This window comes from Hylemonella gracilis ATCC 19624, from assembly GCF_000211835.1.
GTDB lineage: Bacteria > Pseudomonadota > Gammaproteobacteria > Burkholderiales > Burkholderiaceae_C > Hylemonella > Hylemonella gracilis.
Window position 1 is genome coordinate 1 of sequence record NZ_AEGR01000014.1, and the last position, 15,468, is coordinate 15,468.

Sequence of the window (15,468 nt, forward strand, 5' to 3'; positions counted from 1 at the left end):
GCGACCTCGAACAGGTGCGGCAGGCGTACCGCTTCGCGGACGAAGCCCACCTCGGCCAGCTGCGCAACAGCGGTGAGCCCTACATCACCCACCCCATCGCCGTGGCGGGACTGTGCGCCGAGTGGAAACTGGATGCCCAGGCCCTGATGGCCGCGCTGCTGCACGATGCCATCGAAGATTGCGGTGTGACCAAGCCAGAGTTGATCGAGCGTTTTGGCGCGCCCGTGGCCGAGTTGGTGGACGGCTTGACCAAGCTGGACAAGCTGCAATTCAGCACGCGCGAGGAAAACCAGGCGGAGAGCTTTCGCAAGATGCTGCTGGCCATGGCGCGCGACGTGCGCGTCATCCTCATCAAGCTGGCCGACCGCAGCCACAACATGCGCACGCTGTCCGACGTGCCGCGCAGCAAATGGGCCCGCATCTCCTCCGAGACGCTGGAGATCTACGCTCCGATCGCTTACCGGCTCGGCCTGAACCAGACCTACCGCGAGCTGCAAGAGCTGTCCTTCAGCCATTTGCGCCCCTGGCGCCATGCCGTGCTGTCCAAGGCCCTGGAGCGCGCGCGCAGCCGCCGGCGCGATCTGATCGGCAAGGTACAGAAGGAAGTCGAGGCCGCCTTCGAGGCCGCCCACATCCCGGTACGCTTGGCTGGCCGGGAGAAAACCTTGTATTCCATCTACAAGAAGATGGACGAGAAGCACCTGAGCTTCGCGCAGATTTCGGACATGTATGGCTTTCGCGTCATCGTGCCCAGCCTGGCCGATTGCTACACCGCCCTCGGTGTGCTGCACCAGCTCTACAAACCGGTTCCAGGGAAGTTCAAGGACCTGATCGCCATCCCCAAGGCCAACGGCTACCAGTCCCTGCACACCATGCTGGTGGGGCCCTCGGCCGTGAACGTGGAATTCCAGATCCGCACGCAAGCCATGCACGTGGTGGCCGAATCAGGCGTGGCGGCACACTGGCTCTACAAGGCCAATGAACCGGACAGTCCGGTGGCCGCGCGCCTGGGCGCGCAGTGGCTGCAATCGCTGCTGGACATCCAGAACGAAACCCGCGACGCCGCGGAATTCCTGGACCACGTGAAGGTGGACCTGTTCCCCGAATCGGTCTACGTCTTCACGCCCAAAAGCAAGATCATCTCGTTGCCACGTGGCGCCACGGTGGTCGATTTCGCTTACGCCATCCACAGCGACGTGGGTGACCGTGCCGTCGCCGCGCGCATCAATGGCGAGCAGGTGCCGCTGCGCACCGAGTTGCAAAGCGGCGATGCGGTGGAGATCGTCACCGCCACGGTCCCCGCGCCCAATCCGGCCTGGCTGAGCTTCGTGCGCACGGGCCGCGCGCGCAGCAAGATCCGCCACCACCTCAAAACCCTGGCCCAGGCCGACAGTGAAAAACTGGGCGAGAAACTCCTGCTGCAAGCCCTGCGCGGCGAGGGGGTGGAACGCTTCCCGGCGGACGATGAAGCCGGCAGCACCGCGCTGTGGAGCAAGCTGCTGCACTTCACGGGCAACCGCAGCCGTGCCGAACTGCTGGAGGACATCGGCCTGGGCAAGCGCGTGGCGGACATCGTGGCCAAGCGCTTGGCCATCCTGATCGCCGAAGGTTTGGAAGGCGCGAAACGGCCTGACGCGATCCGCGTCAGCCAGGAACAGTTCCTGCGCCGACAAGAGCGTCAAGCCCCGATCACGGTGGATGGCAGCGAAAGCGCCTCGGTGCGTTATGCCCCCTGCTGCCGTCCTATTCCCGGCGACGCCATCATTGGCTACCTGGGTCGGGGGGAGGGTTTGGTGGTGCACACCGCCGACTGCGCCACCGCCCGCAAGCTGCTGAACAAGGACAGCGACCGCTTCATTGGCGTCGAATGGTCGGACGAACCGACGCGCGCCTTCCAGACCGCCATCGTGGTCACGCTCAATAACGGCAAGGGCGTGCTGGCGCGCGTGGCCTCGGCCCTCGCCGGGGCGGAAGCCGACATCGTCCACATCGACATGGGCCAGGAAGGCCCGCAGGAAGTGACCGATTTGCGCTTCATCATCGCCGTGCGCGACCGTGTGCACTTGGCCGCGGCGCTGCGCGCGCTCAAGCGCACTCCGGCGGTGTTGCGCGCGCGGCGGGCGAGCTCCAGTTGAACAGGCGACTGCATCCACAGTCCATCACTCCTCACGCAGGCCCTTGGGCTTTTGGGGATCCCGACAATTTGGATTTGCGCAGCAAATCGTATGAGGAGCGGTCCCCAAGCCCAAGGGCCTGCGTGCCGCCTGCCACTCAGGCTCCCGATTTGGGGTAGCTCACTTCCAGCACCTCGATCTCCTCGACGCCAGCCGGTGTCACCAGCTTGAGCACATCACCCACGCGCGCCTTCAGCAGCGTACGCGCCACCGGCGAGATCCAGCTCACCTGGCCGCGCAGATTGTCCGCCTCGTCGATGCCCAGGATGGTGATGGTGCGCTCCACTCCCGCGCCATCGGCGTAAGTCACCGTCGCGCCGAAGAACACCTGATCGCTGCCATGGTGCACGCTCGGGTCCGCCACTTCAGCGATCTCCAGGCGCTTGGTCAAGAAGCGGATGCGCCGGTCGATCTCGCGCAGGCGCTTCTTGCCGTAGAGGTAGTCCCCGTTCTCGGAACGGTCGCCGTTGCTGGCCGCCCAATGCACCACCTCCACGACCTTGGGGCGCTCCTCGTCAATCAGCTGCATCAACTCGGCGCGCAGCCGCGCGTAGCCGGCGGGTGTGATGTAGTTCTTGCCACCCGCGGGCAGGGCGGGCAGGCCGATGTCCTCGTCGTCATCGGCGTCGGTTTCGCGGGTGAAGGCTTTGCTCATGGCGCAAGAATCGGGCGAGTCGGGCAAATGGGGCGATCAAAGGAAATATCCCAAAAGGAAAAAGCCCGCAACCTTGCGGTTGCGGGCTTTTTTTTTGGTGCGGCTGGCAGGAATTGAACCCACGACCCCTTGGTTCGTAGCCAAGTACTCTATCCAACTGAGCTACAGCCGCGAAGCTGCGCATTGTAGCAGAAGTTTTTCGGCTTTCGCGCTCAGTCTTCCAACAACAGGCTGCTGGCGATGGCGGCCGCGGCGGTGCGGGTCTCCACGCCCAGCTTCTCGAAGATGTGCTCCAGATGCTTGTTGACCGTGCGCGGGCTCATGCCCAGGATGTCGCCGATGTCGCGGTTGGTCTTGCCCTTGGCGAGCCAGGACAGGACTTCGGTCTCGCGCGGGGTGAGCGCCGCGCCGCTCAGGCGGCGCTGAGACGGATCACGGGCCACGGCCTCGGCGGCGGCGAGCGGCAGATGCCGCAGCAACACCATACGCTCGCCCGGTCCGCCCGGCCCCAGGTGACGGGCCTGCAACTGACTGCCGTCGGACAAGGTCACCAGCGCCTCGCCCTGCTCCAGCAGCTGCAGCAGCCAGTGGCGCACGGCGGCCTCCCCTTCAGCGAGCGCCGGGATCTGCTGCAACCAGCGCGTGGCTTGGGGTGAACGCCAGGCCACGCGGCCCTGGCTGTCGAGCAGCAGCACCCCCAGACCGGCCACGTCCACGGCTTCGCGCGCCAGCCGGCTCACGTGCGCATTGCGCAGGTGCGTGGCCAGCCGCGCCAGCACCTCGGGGATGCGCAGGGGCTTGACCACGTAGTCCACGCCGCCGCAGGCAAAGCCCTGCAGGATCTGCTCGGTCTCGGCCAGACCCGTCATGAAGATCACGGGCACATGGGCCCAAGACGGTTCGGCCTTGAGCCGGCGGCAGAGGGAGAAACCGTCTTCCCCGGGCATGAGCGCGTCCAACAGCACCGCGTCGGGCACGCCCATCTCGAAACGCTCCAGCGCCTCGGTGGCGTCGCGCGCGACCAACACGGTGTAGCCCTCCAGGGCCAAGGCGTCGCACAGCATGCGCAGGGTTTCGGGCGCATCGTCCACCACCAGCACCACGTGGGATATCGGTGAAGCAGCGGCAGCGGACTCAGACAGGGGCAGCATCTTCGGTCTCTCTCAGACGGGCGATCAGCGCGTGAAAGTCGAAACGGTCCACGTAAGCGACCAGGACCTGCAGCGTCTCGGCCAAGGCTGGTGCCTGCTCGGCGTATCCCCGCAGCAGGCTGCGCAGGCCACTGGCATTGCCCTGGCGGGCCAGCGCGATCAGGCGCTCACGCAGTTCCTCGGGCAGGGGCAGGGCCCCCACCGAGGCCAGCGCTGCGAGGGGCTGGGCGTCGACGCGTTGCGCCTCGTGCACCCATTCGAGCTGAAGCACGCGCGCCAGCAGGTCCAGCAGCTCGGACTCGATCACGGGTTTGTTGACGAAACCACGTGCGCCCACGGCGGCCAGCAGCTCGGGGCGGTTCTCGAAGGGATCGGCCGAAACCAACAGGATGGGCAAGATGGGCGCGACGTCACGCATCAACTGCGCAGTCTGCCAACCATTGAGGTCGTCCATGTTGATGTCGAGCAACACCGCATCGGGCAGGCGCTGCTGCACGATCTCCAGCGCCTCGCGTCCGCTCGCGGCTTCGCGCACGACGAAACCCAGAGGCAGCAGCAGGCTGGCCAGCAACTGGCGTTGCACGGGCTGGTCGTCCACCACCAGCAGGGTGCGGCGCGGGTCCAGGTAACCCGCGATGGGCCGCAGGGCATTGGCAACCGGGCGGGCCGGCGGTTCGATCTCGCGCAGGTACAGGCGCACGCTGAAGGTGCTGCCGTGGCCAACCTCGCTTTGCAAGATCAACTCGCCCCCCATCAGCTCGGTCAGCAGATGGGTGATGGCCAAGCCCAGGCCCGTGCCGGCCTCGCTGGAACGACGGCCCGCGCTGCCGCGCTCGAAGGGCATGAAGATGCGCTCCTGGTCCTGCGGTGCGATGCCGATGCCGGTGTCCTCGATATCGAAGCGCAGCACCTCGTGCCGGCAGTCCACGCGGAACACGATGCGCCCCCGATCCGTGAAACGCACCGCGTTGGCCAGCAGATTGATGAGGATCTGACGCAAGCGCTTGGCGTCGGCGCGCACCCAAGCGGGGACTCGGCCCAGGGTTTCGAGCCGGAAGGCCAACCCCTTGCCCTCGGCCTGGGGCTGGACCATGCGCGCCAGCTCGGAGAGGAACTCCTGGAAAGGCAAGGGGGCCGGATCGAGTCGCAGGCGGCCGGCCTCGATGCGCGCCAAGTCCAGCAGCCCATCGATCAGCGCGTGCATGTGTTGGCCGCTTTGCTGGATGGTGGTGACCGCCTCGCGGGCGCCCCCCTTCAGCGCGTTGCCGCGCAAAAGGATTTGCGCGTAGCCCAGGATGCTGTTGAGCGGCGTGCGCAACTCGTGCGTCATGCCCGCGACGTAACGGGTCTTGGCTTGGCTGGCGGATTCCGCGGCTTCCTTCGCGCTCTGCAACGCCTCGTCGGTGCGCTGGTGGGCATCGATTTCCTTCTGCAGCAACTGGGTCTGGCGCTCGGACTCATCGTGCGCCATGCGCCGGCTCTCGGTGGCCAGCACCACCCACCAGGCGCAGACGGCGGCCAACACGGCCATCAGAGAGAAGGCCTTGATGAAGGGCAGGCGCAAGGCCTCGGCATGCGCCGCGCCTTGCAGGCTTTCCTGCACGTAGACCACGCCCAGCAGAAACGCCATCAGCGCGGACAGCCCGAGAAAAACGGCGAAGTACTGCGCGACGCGGAAGTTGAAGCGGTTGTTCAAGCTGGCCGGCAGCACCCAGGTCAGGGCCAAGCGCACTTGGTCGGCCGCGCGCGCCTCGCTCTTGCAGCGATCGTGGCAGCGTGACTCGAGCGAACAGCACAAGGAACAGATGGGGGAGCCGTAGGCCGGGCAATGCGCCATGTCGGCGCTCTCGAAGTGGTTGTCGCAGACGCTGCAGCGCACCAGCTCGCCCGGCTTCCAAGGCGAAGGGTCGTGGCGCGCGAGGTAGTAACGCCCCCGCGTGGCCCAGGCCAACAGCGGTGCGGTGAGCATGGCCGTGAACAGCGCGATGAAGGGCGCGAAGGCCTCGGCCCAGACGCCCAGCAGGCCCGCGTAAGCCACGCAGGCCACGGCCGCCGCCAGCAGCATCGCGCCCAGGCCCACGGGGTTGAGGTCGTACAGGTAAGCGCGGCGGAACTCCACGCCCGGCGGGCTGAGCCCCAGGGGCTTGTTGATCACCAGATCGGCCACCAGCGCGCCGACCCAGGCGATGGCCACGTTGGCGTACAGGCCCAGCACGTGTTCGAGCGCGCCGAACACGCCCAGCGTCATCAGCAGCATGGCGATGATGACGTTGAACACCAGCCAGACCACGCGCCCCGGGTGGCTGCGCGTGATGCGCGCGAAGAAATTGCTCCAGGCCAGCGAGCCCGCGTAGGCATTGGTCACGTTGATCTTGACCTGGGAAATGATGACGAAGATCACCGTCAGCCACAAAGCCAGCGTCGGGCTGTCGACCGCGCGCATGTAGCCCACCAAGAACATTTGCGTGGGTTCAGCCGCCTGGCCAGGCGAAGCGCCGTACTGCAAGGCGACAAAGGCCAGGAAGGCGCCAGCCAGCATCTTGAGCATGCCCATGACGATCCAACCTGGGCCGGCCAGCAGCACGCAGCCCCACCAGCGCCAGCGGTTGGTGCGCGTGCGCTCGGGCATGAAGCGCAGGTAGTCCACCTGCTCGCCCACCTGCACGATGAGCGAGAACGCCACGGTGGCGGCGGCGCCGAACATCAGCGGCTCGAACTCGCTGCTGCCCGAGGTCAGCCCCGACAGGCTGGTGAAATCGCGGTAGAGCTGCGGCTGCTCCAAGGCGAACCAGGCGAAGGGCCACAGCAGCAGCACGACCCAGACCGGCTGGGTCCAGGTCTGCAAGCGCGAGATGAAGGTGATGCCGTAGAGCACCAGGGGAATGATGACCAGCGAGGACAGCACGTAGCACCAGACCAGCTGCCAGCCCAAGGCCATTTCCAGTGCCAGGGCCATGATGGCCGCCTCCAGCGCGAAGAAGATGAAGGTGAAGCTGGCGTAGATCAGCGAGGTGACGGTGGAGCCCAGGTAACCGAAGCCCGCGCCGCGCGTGAGCAGGTCCATGTCGAGGCCGTGACGCGCCGCATACACGGAGATCGGCAGGCCGGTCAGGAAGGTGATCAGCCCCATCACCAGGATGGCCCACAGCGCGTTGCCAAAACCGTAACTCAGCGCGATGGCGCCCCCGATCGCCTCCAGCGCCAGGAAGGACATGCCCCCGAACGCGGTGTTGGCGACGCGCCACTCGCTCCATTTGCGTGCGCCGCGCGGGGTGTAGCGCAGGGCGTAGTCCTCCAGGGTCTCGTTGGCAACCCAGGAGTTGTAGTCGCGGCGGATCGGGAAGATGCGCTGCCGGGCGGTATTCATGAATGCGCCTCTTTCTGGGGACACGGGCATGCCCACGCGGGTGCACAAGCAAGAAGTGTTCTCGCGCTGGCGTACGTCGGCGATACGTTGATTGACGTATGGGACGGTGGCGGGGCTCTCCCTAATCTTCGGACAGCGGTGACGTCGTGTCGCGCGGCACCTGGCTGAAGGTGAAGGCCGGTGCTCTTGGTTCCCACCATTCTCAGCAGGAGTGCCCCATGAAGAAATCGTCCGTCCCCACCCCGCCGCAGGCCGCCGGCCTGCAGCGCCGCCAGTTGCTGCAGGGCCTGGGAGCCCTGTCCATCGCCGGCCTGCCCGCGCTCGGCCACGCGGCCGCGCCGCCCACCGCGGCGGTCAACACGACCAAGCTGGCCGTGACCGACACCGAAGTGACCGTGGGGCAGCTGCATTCCTCCACCGGCACCATGGCCATCTCCGAGACGGGCTCCATCCAGGCCGAGCAACTCGCCATCGACCAGATCAACGCCATGGGCGGCATCCTGGGCCGCAAGATCAAGGTGATCAAGGAAGACGGCGCCTCCGACTGGCCGACCTTCGCCGAGAAGTCCAAGAAGCTGCTGGTCAACGACCACGTGGCCGCCGTCTTCGGCTGCTGGACCAGCGCCTCGCGCAAGGCGGTGCTGCCGGTGTTCGAGAAGGAAAACGGCCTGCTGTACTACCCCACCTTCTACGAAGGCCTGGAGCAGAGCAAGAACGTGATCTACACGGGCCAGGAAGCCACGCAGCAGATCATCTACGGCCTGGATTGGGGTTCGAAAGAGAAAAAAGCCAAGACCTTCTTCCTGGTCGGCTCCGACTACATCTGGCCGCGCACCTCGATGAAGATCGCGCGCAAGCACATTGAGTCGGTGGGCAAGCTGGGCAAGGTGGTCGGCGAGGAGTACTACCCCCTGGGCAACACCAACTTCAACTCCCTGATCAACAAGATCAAGGTCGCCAAGCCGGACTGCATCTTCGCCGCCGTGGTGGGAGGCTCCAACGTGGCTTTCTACAAGCAGCTCAAGGCCGCGGGCATCACCGGCGCCAAGCAATTCCTGCTCACCCTGTCGGTGACCGAGGACGAAATGACCGGCGTGGGCGGCGAGAACTTCGAAGGCTTCTACAGCTCGATGAAGTACTTCCAGTCGCTGGACAACGAGAACAACAAAAAGTTCGTCGCCGCCTTCAAGGCCAAGTACGGCAAGGACGCGGTGATCGGCGACGTGACGCAAGCCGGTTACCTCGGCCCCTGGCTGTGGAAGGCCGCGGTCGAGAAGGCGGGCAGCTTCGACGTGGACAAGGTCGTGGCCGCTTCGCCCGGCATCGAACTCAAGACCGCGCCCGAAGGCTACGTGAAGCTGCACGAGAACCACCACCTGTGGAGCAAATCGCGCATCGCGATCGGCAACAAGGACGGCACCTTCAAGGTGGTGTCCGAGTCGCCCAAGCTGATCGAGCCCGATCCCTTCCCCAAGGGTTACCAGTAAGCAGGTACCGGACTCCGCGAGGGGTCGGGGTGGCGGCCCGGGTTGGAACGGGGAATGGTCGCCACCCCGTTTTTCCGCTTCGCGCCCGCGGACCCACACGGACGCGGGCACACGCTCAGACAGGCAGGTGACACATGGAATTCTCGGAAATACTCAACATCACCCTCATGCAGGGCTTCGCGGGACTGAGTCTGTTCTCGGTGCTGCTGCTGATGGGCCTGGGCCTGGCCATCATCTTCGGCCAGATGGGCGTGATCAACATGGCGCATGGCGAATTCATGACCATCGGCGCCTACACCGTCTTCCTCCTGTCCACGCTGACGGAGAAATTCGCGCCAGACCTCGTGCCCTTCTATTTCCCCGTCTCCATCATCGTGGCCTTTGTGCTGGCCTTCGTCGCGGGCTGGCTGGTGGAATGGGGCCTGATCCGTTTTCTCTACAAACGTCCGCTGGACACCCTGCTCGCCACCTGGGGCTTGAGCCTGGCGGTCCAGCAGGTGTTCCGCTCGGCCATCGGCCCCAAGGAAGTCAGCCCCACGCTGCCCGAGTGGCTGATGGGTTCCTGGGCCCCGCATGAAGGTCTGGACATCCCGATCAACGGACTGTTCGTGCTGGCGCTCACCGCCGTGGTGACGGGCGGTGTGCTCATCGCTCTGTACAAGAGCCGCTGGGGCCTGCGGGTGCGCGCCACGGTGAGCAACCGCACCATGGCCAATGCCATCGGCATCAACACCAGCCGGACCGACCGGCTCACCTTCGCCATCGGCTGCGGCATCGCCGGCGTGGCGGGCGCGGCTTTCACCACCATCGGCTCCACGGGCCCAACCAGCGGTTCGCTCTACATCGTCGACTCCTTCCTCGTCGTGACCTTCGGCGGCGCGGCCAGCCTGCTGGGCACCGTGGCCTCGGCCTTCGGCATCGCGCAGACGCAGTCCATCGGCGAGTTCTTCATCACCGGCTCCATGGCCAAGGTGCTCACGCTCTCGCTGATCGTCGTGATTCTCATGATCCGCCCGCAGGGCCTGTTCGCCAGCAAGGTCCGCCGCTGATCCCGCCTTTCACCTCCGGAGTCCTCTCATGAACCAATTCACCGCGTGGATCACCCGCAAGGGCCTGGGCAAGGTGCTCATCCTGGCCCTGGTGCTGCTGGTGCTCTTTCCCCTGACCTTCGACATCTTCCGCCTCAACCTCGTGGGCAAGTACCTCAGCTATGGCTTCGTGGCGCTCGGCCTGGTCATGCTCTGGGGCTACGGCGGCGTGCTCAGCCTGGGCCAGGGCGTGTTCTTCGGCCTGGGCGGTTACGCCATGGCCATGTTCCTCAAGCTGGAGGCCAGCGACCCGGTCAGCACCAAGATTCAATCCACGCCGGGCATTCCCGACTTCATGGACTGGAACCAGCTCACCGCCTTGCCGCTGTGGTGGGAGCCCTTCAAGCACCTGCCCTTCGCGCTGATCGCGGTGGTGCTGATCCCGACCCTGCTGGCCTTTGTCATTGGTTATGCCATGTTCAAGCGCCGCGTCGGCGGCGTGTACTTCGCCATCATCACCCAGGCCGTGGCCTTGATCCTGACCGTGCTCATCGTCGGCCAGCAGGGCTACACCGGCGGCATCAACGGCATGACCGACCTCAAGACCCTGATGGGCTGGGACATCCGCACCGACGGCGCCAAGTACCTCCTGTACTACCTCTGCGCCTTCCTGCTGCTGGGCACCATCCTGCTGTGCCTCTGGATCCAGAAGAGCAAGCTGGGCACTCTGCTGCTGGCCATGCGCGACAAGGAAGACCGGGTGCGCTTCTCGGGCTACGACGTGGCCATGTTCAAGGTCTTCGTCTTCTGCCTGGCCGCCGCGCTGTCGGGCATCGGCGGGGCGCTGTTCACGCTGCAGGTGGGCTTCATGTCGCCGTCCTTCGTGGGCATCGTGCCCTCGATCGAGATGGTGATCTACGCGGCGGTCGGCGGGCGCATGAGCCTGGTTGGCGCGGTCTACGGCACGCTGCTGGTGAACTTCGGCAAGACCTACTTCTCCGAGACCTTTCCCGACCTCTGGCTGTTCCTGATGGCCGCGCTCTTCATCGGCGTGACCATGGCCTTCCCCGAGGGTCTGGCGGGCCTGTGGGCGCAGAAGGTGGTGCCGTGGTGGCGACGCAAGCAGGCCGAGCGCCAGGCCATCCGCGCCGCGGTGCGCCGCGACGCCAACAGCCCAAACAGCCCCACCACCCCGGCCAGTCCTGTCGAAGGGCAAGGCGCGGCGCCCGGGCCACGCGCCACCGCCCCAGGCCCCACCACGACGCTCAGCGGCCAGCGCGCCTGAGCCGCCCAACCGGATACCCCAGGAGCCCCACCATGAGCAACACCAACTTTGCCCTGGCCGTGGAAGACCTCACGGTCTCCTTCGACGGTTTCAAGGCCATCGACAACCTCACCCTCTACATCGACAAGAACGAGCTGCGCGTGATCATCGGCCCCAATGGCGCGGGCAAGACCACGCTGCTGGACCTGATCTGCGGCAAGACCAAGGCCAGTGGCGGCAGCATCAAGTTCAAGAACGAGGAACTCACCGCGCTGGACGAACACATCCGCGTGCGCCGCGGCATCGGCCGCAAGTTCCAGACGCCCTCGATCTACGAGAACCTCAGCGTGTTCCAGAACCTCGAGGTGTCCTTCCCCTCGGGGCGCTCGGTGTTCGGCGCGCTGGGCTTCAAGTGCACCGACGAGGTGAAGGCCCGCGTGCAGGTCGTGGCCGAGGAGATCGGCCTGGCCGAGGTGCTGGACAAGGAAGCGGGCCTGCTCTCGCACGGCCAGAAGCAGTGGCTGGAGATCGGCATGCTGCTGATGCAGGAGCCCGAGCTGCTGATGCTGGACGAACCCATCGCCGGCATGAGCGCGCGCGAACGCGAACTCACGGCCGACCTGCTCCAGCGCATCTGCAAGAACCGCTCGGTGATCGTCATCGAGCACGACATGGAGTTCGTCAAGCAGATCGCGCACAAGGTCACGGTCATGCACCAGGGAAAGATCCTCGCCGAGGGCTCCATGGAAACGGTGCAGGCCGATCCCAAGGTGATCGACGTTTATCTGGGCCATTGAGGAGTCACACCATGCTCAAAGTCACCGACATGTACACGGCCTACGGCCAGAGTGAGGCGCTGCACGGCATCTCTTTCGAGGGGCGCAAGAACGAGACGGTCGCCATCATGGGCCGCAACGGCATGGGCAAGACCACGCTGTTCAAGAGCCTGATGGGCGTGCTGCCGCTCAAGTCCGGCCAGATCGAGGTCGACGGCCAGGACGTCTCGAAGGACGAAAGCTACCGCCGCGTTGCCAAGGGCATCGCCTACGTTCCCCAGGGCCGCATGATCTTCCCCACGCTGACAGTGGAGGAAAACATCCAGACCGGTCTGGAGAACGCCAAGGTCCGGCGCATCCCCGAAGAGATCTACGCGCTCTTTCCCGTGCTCTGGGACATGCGCCGACGCAAGGGCGGCAACCTCTCGGGCGGCCAGCAGCAGCAATTGGCCATCGCGCGCGCGCTCGTGACCGACCCCAAGGTGCTGCTGCTCGACGAGCCCACCGAGGGCATCCAGCCCTCGATCATCAAGGACATCGCCAAGGCGCTGAACGAGATCCGCAAGCTGCGCGAGATCACCATCGTCGTGTCCGAGCAAGTGCTCTCCTTCGCGATGGACGTGGCCGACCGCCTCTTCGTCATCGAAGGCGGCCGCTTGGTGCACGAAACACCGCGCGCGCAGACCGACGTGCAGCGCATCAAGTCCTACCTCTCCGTCTGACCACTTTCAACCGCCACCCTTAGGAGCAACACCATGGCTGACACCCTGATCAAAGTCGACCTCACCAAGCCCGCACCGAGCAACGAGATGGTGCACAACCGCTGGCACCCGGACATCCCGATCGCGGTCTGGGTCAACCCCGGCGAGGACTTCGTGCTGGAGACCTACGACTGGACCGGTGGCTACATCAAGAACAACGACAGCGCCGACGACGTGCGTGACATCGATCTGTCCACCGTGCATTACCTCTCGGGCCCCGTGGGCGTCAAGGGCGCCCAGCCCGGCGACCTGCTGGTGGTGGACCTGCTGGACATCGGCGCCAAGCAGGACAGCCTCTGGGGTTTCAACGGCTTCTTCAGCAAGAAGAACGGCGGCGGCTTCCTGACCGACCACTTCCCGCTGGCGCAGAAGTCCATCTGGGACATCAACGGCATGTTCACCAAGAGCCGTCACGTTCCAGGTGTGGAGTATGCGGGCCTGATCCACCCCGGTCTGATCGGCTGCCTGCCGGACAAGAAGATGCTGGACGAGTGGAACCGGCGCGAGGGCGAACTCATCGCCACCGATCCCAAGCGCGTGCCCGGACTGGCCAACCCGCCGTTCGCCGGCACCGCGCACTGCGGCAAGGCCCAGGGCGAAGTCAAGGGCAAGATCGCCTCCGAAGGTGCCCGCACCGTGCCGCCGCGCGAGCACGGCGGCAACTGCGACATCAAGGACTTGTCGCGCGGCTCGCGCATCTTCTTCCCCGTGTACGTGGACGGTGCCGGCCTCTCGGTGGGCGACCTGCACTTCAGCCAGGGCGACGGCGAGATCACCTTCTGCGGCGCCATCGAAATGGCAGGCTGGGTGCACATGCGCGTCAGCCTCATCAAAGGCGGCGTGGCCAAGTACGGCATCAAGAACCCCATCTTCAAGCCCAGCCCCATCACGCCCAACTACAAGGACTACCTGATCTTCGAAGGCATCTCGGTCGACGAGCAAGGCAAGCAGCATTACCTGGACGTGACCATCGCCTACCGCCAGGCCTGCCTGAACGCCATCGAGTACCTGAAGAAGTTCGGCTACAGCGGCGCCCAGGCTTACTCCATCCTCGGCACGGCGCCGGTGCAGGGCCATGTGAGCGGCGTGGTGGACGTGCCCAACGCGTGCGCCACGCTCTGGCTGCCGACCGAGATCTTCGACTTCGACATCAACCCCACGGCCGCCGGCCCGGTGAAGTTCATCGACGGCAGCATCCAGATGCCGATCTCGCCCGACGTGAAGTGAGCGTCAGTCAGCACCAGGAGCCCCGCATGCCCACCTACGACTACGCCTGTCCGGACTGCGGCGGCTTCGACGCGCTGCGCTCGGTCTCACAGCGCGACGAGCCCTGTGCTTGCCCGGACTGCGGCACGGCCGCCCCCCGGGTCTTCGTGGCCGCGCCGCGCCTGGCCTGCCTGAGCAGCGAGACACGAGCCGCGCACGAGACCAACGAGCGGGCCGCGCACGCGCCCCGCTCCTCGCGCGATGGCGACTACGGGCGAATGCGACATCCGGCGGGATGCGGGTGCTGCTCGGGGTCCTCGTCCAAGCGCAGTTCGACGGTGCGTGCCCCCGATGGCTCCAAGTCCTTCGCAGGCAAACGCCCTTGGATGATCAGTCATTAAAGCTCCCCCCAGGCTGCGCGCACCTTGTGCGCTCCGCCACCCCCTCAAGGGGCAACACCAGCGGCCCGGCCAAGCCGGTTCCGCGGTGTTCGCACATAAGACTCGCCCCCGCCCCGCATTGCGATGAATCAATGAGAGGATGAAACCATGATCCACGGCGACATATCCAGCAGCAACGACACGGTCGGCGTGGCCGTTGTCAATTACAAGATGCCGCGCCTGCACACCAAGGCGGAAGTCCTGGCCAACGCCCGCAAGATCGCGGACATGGTGGTGGGCATGAAGCAGGGCCTGCCCGGCATGGACCTGGTGATCTTCCCGGAGTACAGCACGCACGGCATCATGTACGACGCGAAAGAGATGTACGAGACCGCCGCCGCCGTGCCCGGCGAGGAGACGGCCATCTTCGCCGACGCCTGCCGCAAGGCGAAAGTGTGGGGCGTGTTCTCGCTGACCGGAGAGCGGCATGAGGAGCACCCGAACAAGGCGCCCTACAACACGCTCATCCTGATGAACGACCAGGGCGAGATCGTGCAGAAGTACCGCAAGATCATGCCCTGGGTGCCCATCGAGGGCTGGTACCCCGGCAACTGCACCTATGTGAGCGATGGCCCCAAGGGGCTGAAGGTCAGCCTCATCATCTGCGACGACGGCAACTACCCCGAGATCTGGCGCGACTGCGCCATGAAGGGCGCAGAGCTCATCATTCGCTGCCAAGGTTATATGTACCCGGCCAAGGATCAACAGGTGCTGATGGCCAAGGCCATGGCCTGGGCCAACAACAGCTACGTGGCCGTGGCCAACGCGACCGGCTGGGATGGCGTCTATTCCTACTTCGGCCACAGCGCCCTGATCGGGTTCGACGGCCGCACGCTGGGGGAATGCGGCGAGGAGGACATGGGCGTGCAGTACGCGGCCCTGTCCAAGAGCCTCATCCGCGACTTCCGCAAGAACGGCCAGAGCGAGAACCACCTCTTCAAGCTGCTGCACCGCGGCTACACGGGCAAGATCAACTCAGGCGAAGGCGACAGCGGCGTGGCTGCCTGCCCGTACACCTTCTACGGCCAGTGGATCAACGACCCCGAGGGCACGCGCAAGCAGGTGGAGTCGTTCACGCGCAGCACCGTGGGCACGCCCGAATGCCCGATCGAGGGCATACCGAACGCACCGGCGGTCCATCGCTGACATGCCCCGACAC

12 protein-coding genes and 1 tRNA gene are annotated in these 15,468 nt (G+C 65.6%); 9 read left to right on the forward strand and 4 right to left on the reverse strand.

Going from position 1 to position 15,468, the window contains the following annotated elements:
- A partial coding sequence (locus HGR_RS00830) for a RelA/SpoT family protein (RefSeq protein WP_006296139.1) occupies positions 1–2,135 on the forward strand: 2,135 nt, incomplete at its 5' end.
- A gap of 136 nt (positions 2,136–2,271) precedes the next feature.
- Here the strand turns inward: HGR_RS00830 and greB are convergent.
- From greB to HGR_RS00850, 4 genes are all read right to left on the reverse strand, one after another.
- Entirely contained in the window at positions 2,272–2,829 is a 558-nt protein-coding gene (greB, locus tag HGR_RS00835) for a transcription elongation factor GreB (RefSeq protein ID WP_006296140.1), read from the reverse strand.
- 95 nt (positions 2,830–2,924) lie between these two features.
- Positions 2,925–3,001, reverse strand: a tRNA-Arg gene (locus HGR_RS00840).
- 40 nt (positions 3,002–3,041) lie between these two features.
- A complete protein-coding gene (locus HGR_RS00845; RefSeq protein ID WP_006296141.1) occupies positions 3,042–3,980 on the reverse strand; it encodes a response regulator transcription factor in 939 nt (312 codons plus the stop codon).
- On the reverse strand, positions 3,964–7,347 hold the full coding sequence (locus HGR_RS00850) for a hybrid sensor histidine kinase/response regulator (protein WP_006296142.1): 3,384 nt from the start codon (positions 7,345–7,347) through the stop codon (positions 3,964–3,966). The genes HGR_RS00845 and HGR_RS00850 overlap by 17 nt, the downstream gene beginning before the upstream one ends.
- 218 nt (positions 7,348–7,565) lie before the next feature.
- Here HGR_RS00850 and urtA point away from each other — a divergent pair, with 218 nt between their 5' ends.
- The 8 genes from urtA (at position 7,566) to HGR_RS00890 (ending at position 15,455) form a co-directional block, all read left to right on the forward strand.
- Positions 7,566–8,834 (forward strand): urea ABC transporter substrate-binding protein, encoded by a 1,269-nt coding sequence (gene urtA / locus HGR_RS00855; protein ID WP_006296143.1) that lies wholly within the window; start codon positions 7,566–7,568, stop codon positions 8,832–8,834.
- 134 nt (positions 8,835–8,968) lie between these two features.
- Positions 8,969–9,883, forward strand: coding sequence for an urea ABC transporter permease subunit UrtB (urtB, locus tag HGR_RS00860; RefSeq protein ID WP_006296144.1), 915 nt, complete (start codon positions 8,969–8,971; stop codon positions 9,881–9,883).
- Between the two features lie 28 nt (positions 9,884–9,911).
- A complete protein-coding gene (urtC, locus tag HGR_RS00865; protein WP_006296145.1) occupies positions 9,912–11,147 on the forward strand; it encodes an urea ABC transporter permease subunit UrtC in 1,236 nt (411 codons plus the stop codon).
- Between the two features lie 32 nt (positions 11,148–11,179).
- Positions 11,180–11,923, forward strand: a complete 744-nt coding sequence (gene urtD / locus HGR_RS00870; RefSeq protein ID WP_006296146.1) for an urea ABC transporter ATP-binding protein UrtD — start codon at positions 11,180–11,182, stop codon at positions 11,921–11,923.
- 11 nt (positions 11,924–11,934) lie between these two features.
- Positions 11,935–12,624 (forward strand): urea ABC transporter ATP-binding subunit UrtE, encoded by a 690-nt coding sequence (urtE, locus tag HGR_RS00875; RefSeq protein WP_006296147.1) that lies wholly within the window; start codon positions 11,935–11,937, stop codon positions 12,622–12,624.
- Positions 12,625–12,657: 33 nt separating this feature from the next.
- Entirely contained in the window at positions 12,658–13,890 is a 1,233-nt protein-coding gene (gene fmdA / locus HGR_RS00880) for a formamidase (protein ID WP_006296148.1), read from the forward strand.
- A gap of 26 nt (positions 13,891–13,916) precedes the next feature.
- Positions 13,917–14,270 (forward strand): FmdB family zinc ribbon protein, encoded by a 354-nt coding sequence (locus HGR_RS00885; protein WP_006296149.1) that lies wholly within the window; start codon positions 13,917–13,919, stop codon positions 14,268–14,270.
- A 147-nt stretch (positions 14,271–14,417) separates the two neighbouring features.
- Positions 14,418–15,455: an aliphatic amidase gene (locus HGR_RS00890; protein WP_006296150.1), complete on the forward strand. Its 1,038-nt coding sequence runs from the start codon at positions 14,418–14,420 to the stop codon at positions 15,453–15,455.
- Positions 15,456–15,468: the final 13 nt, after the last annotated feature.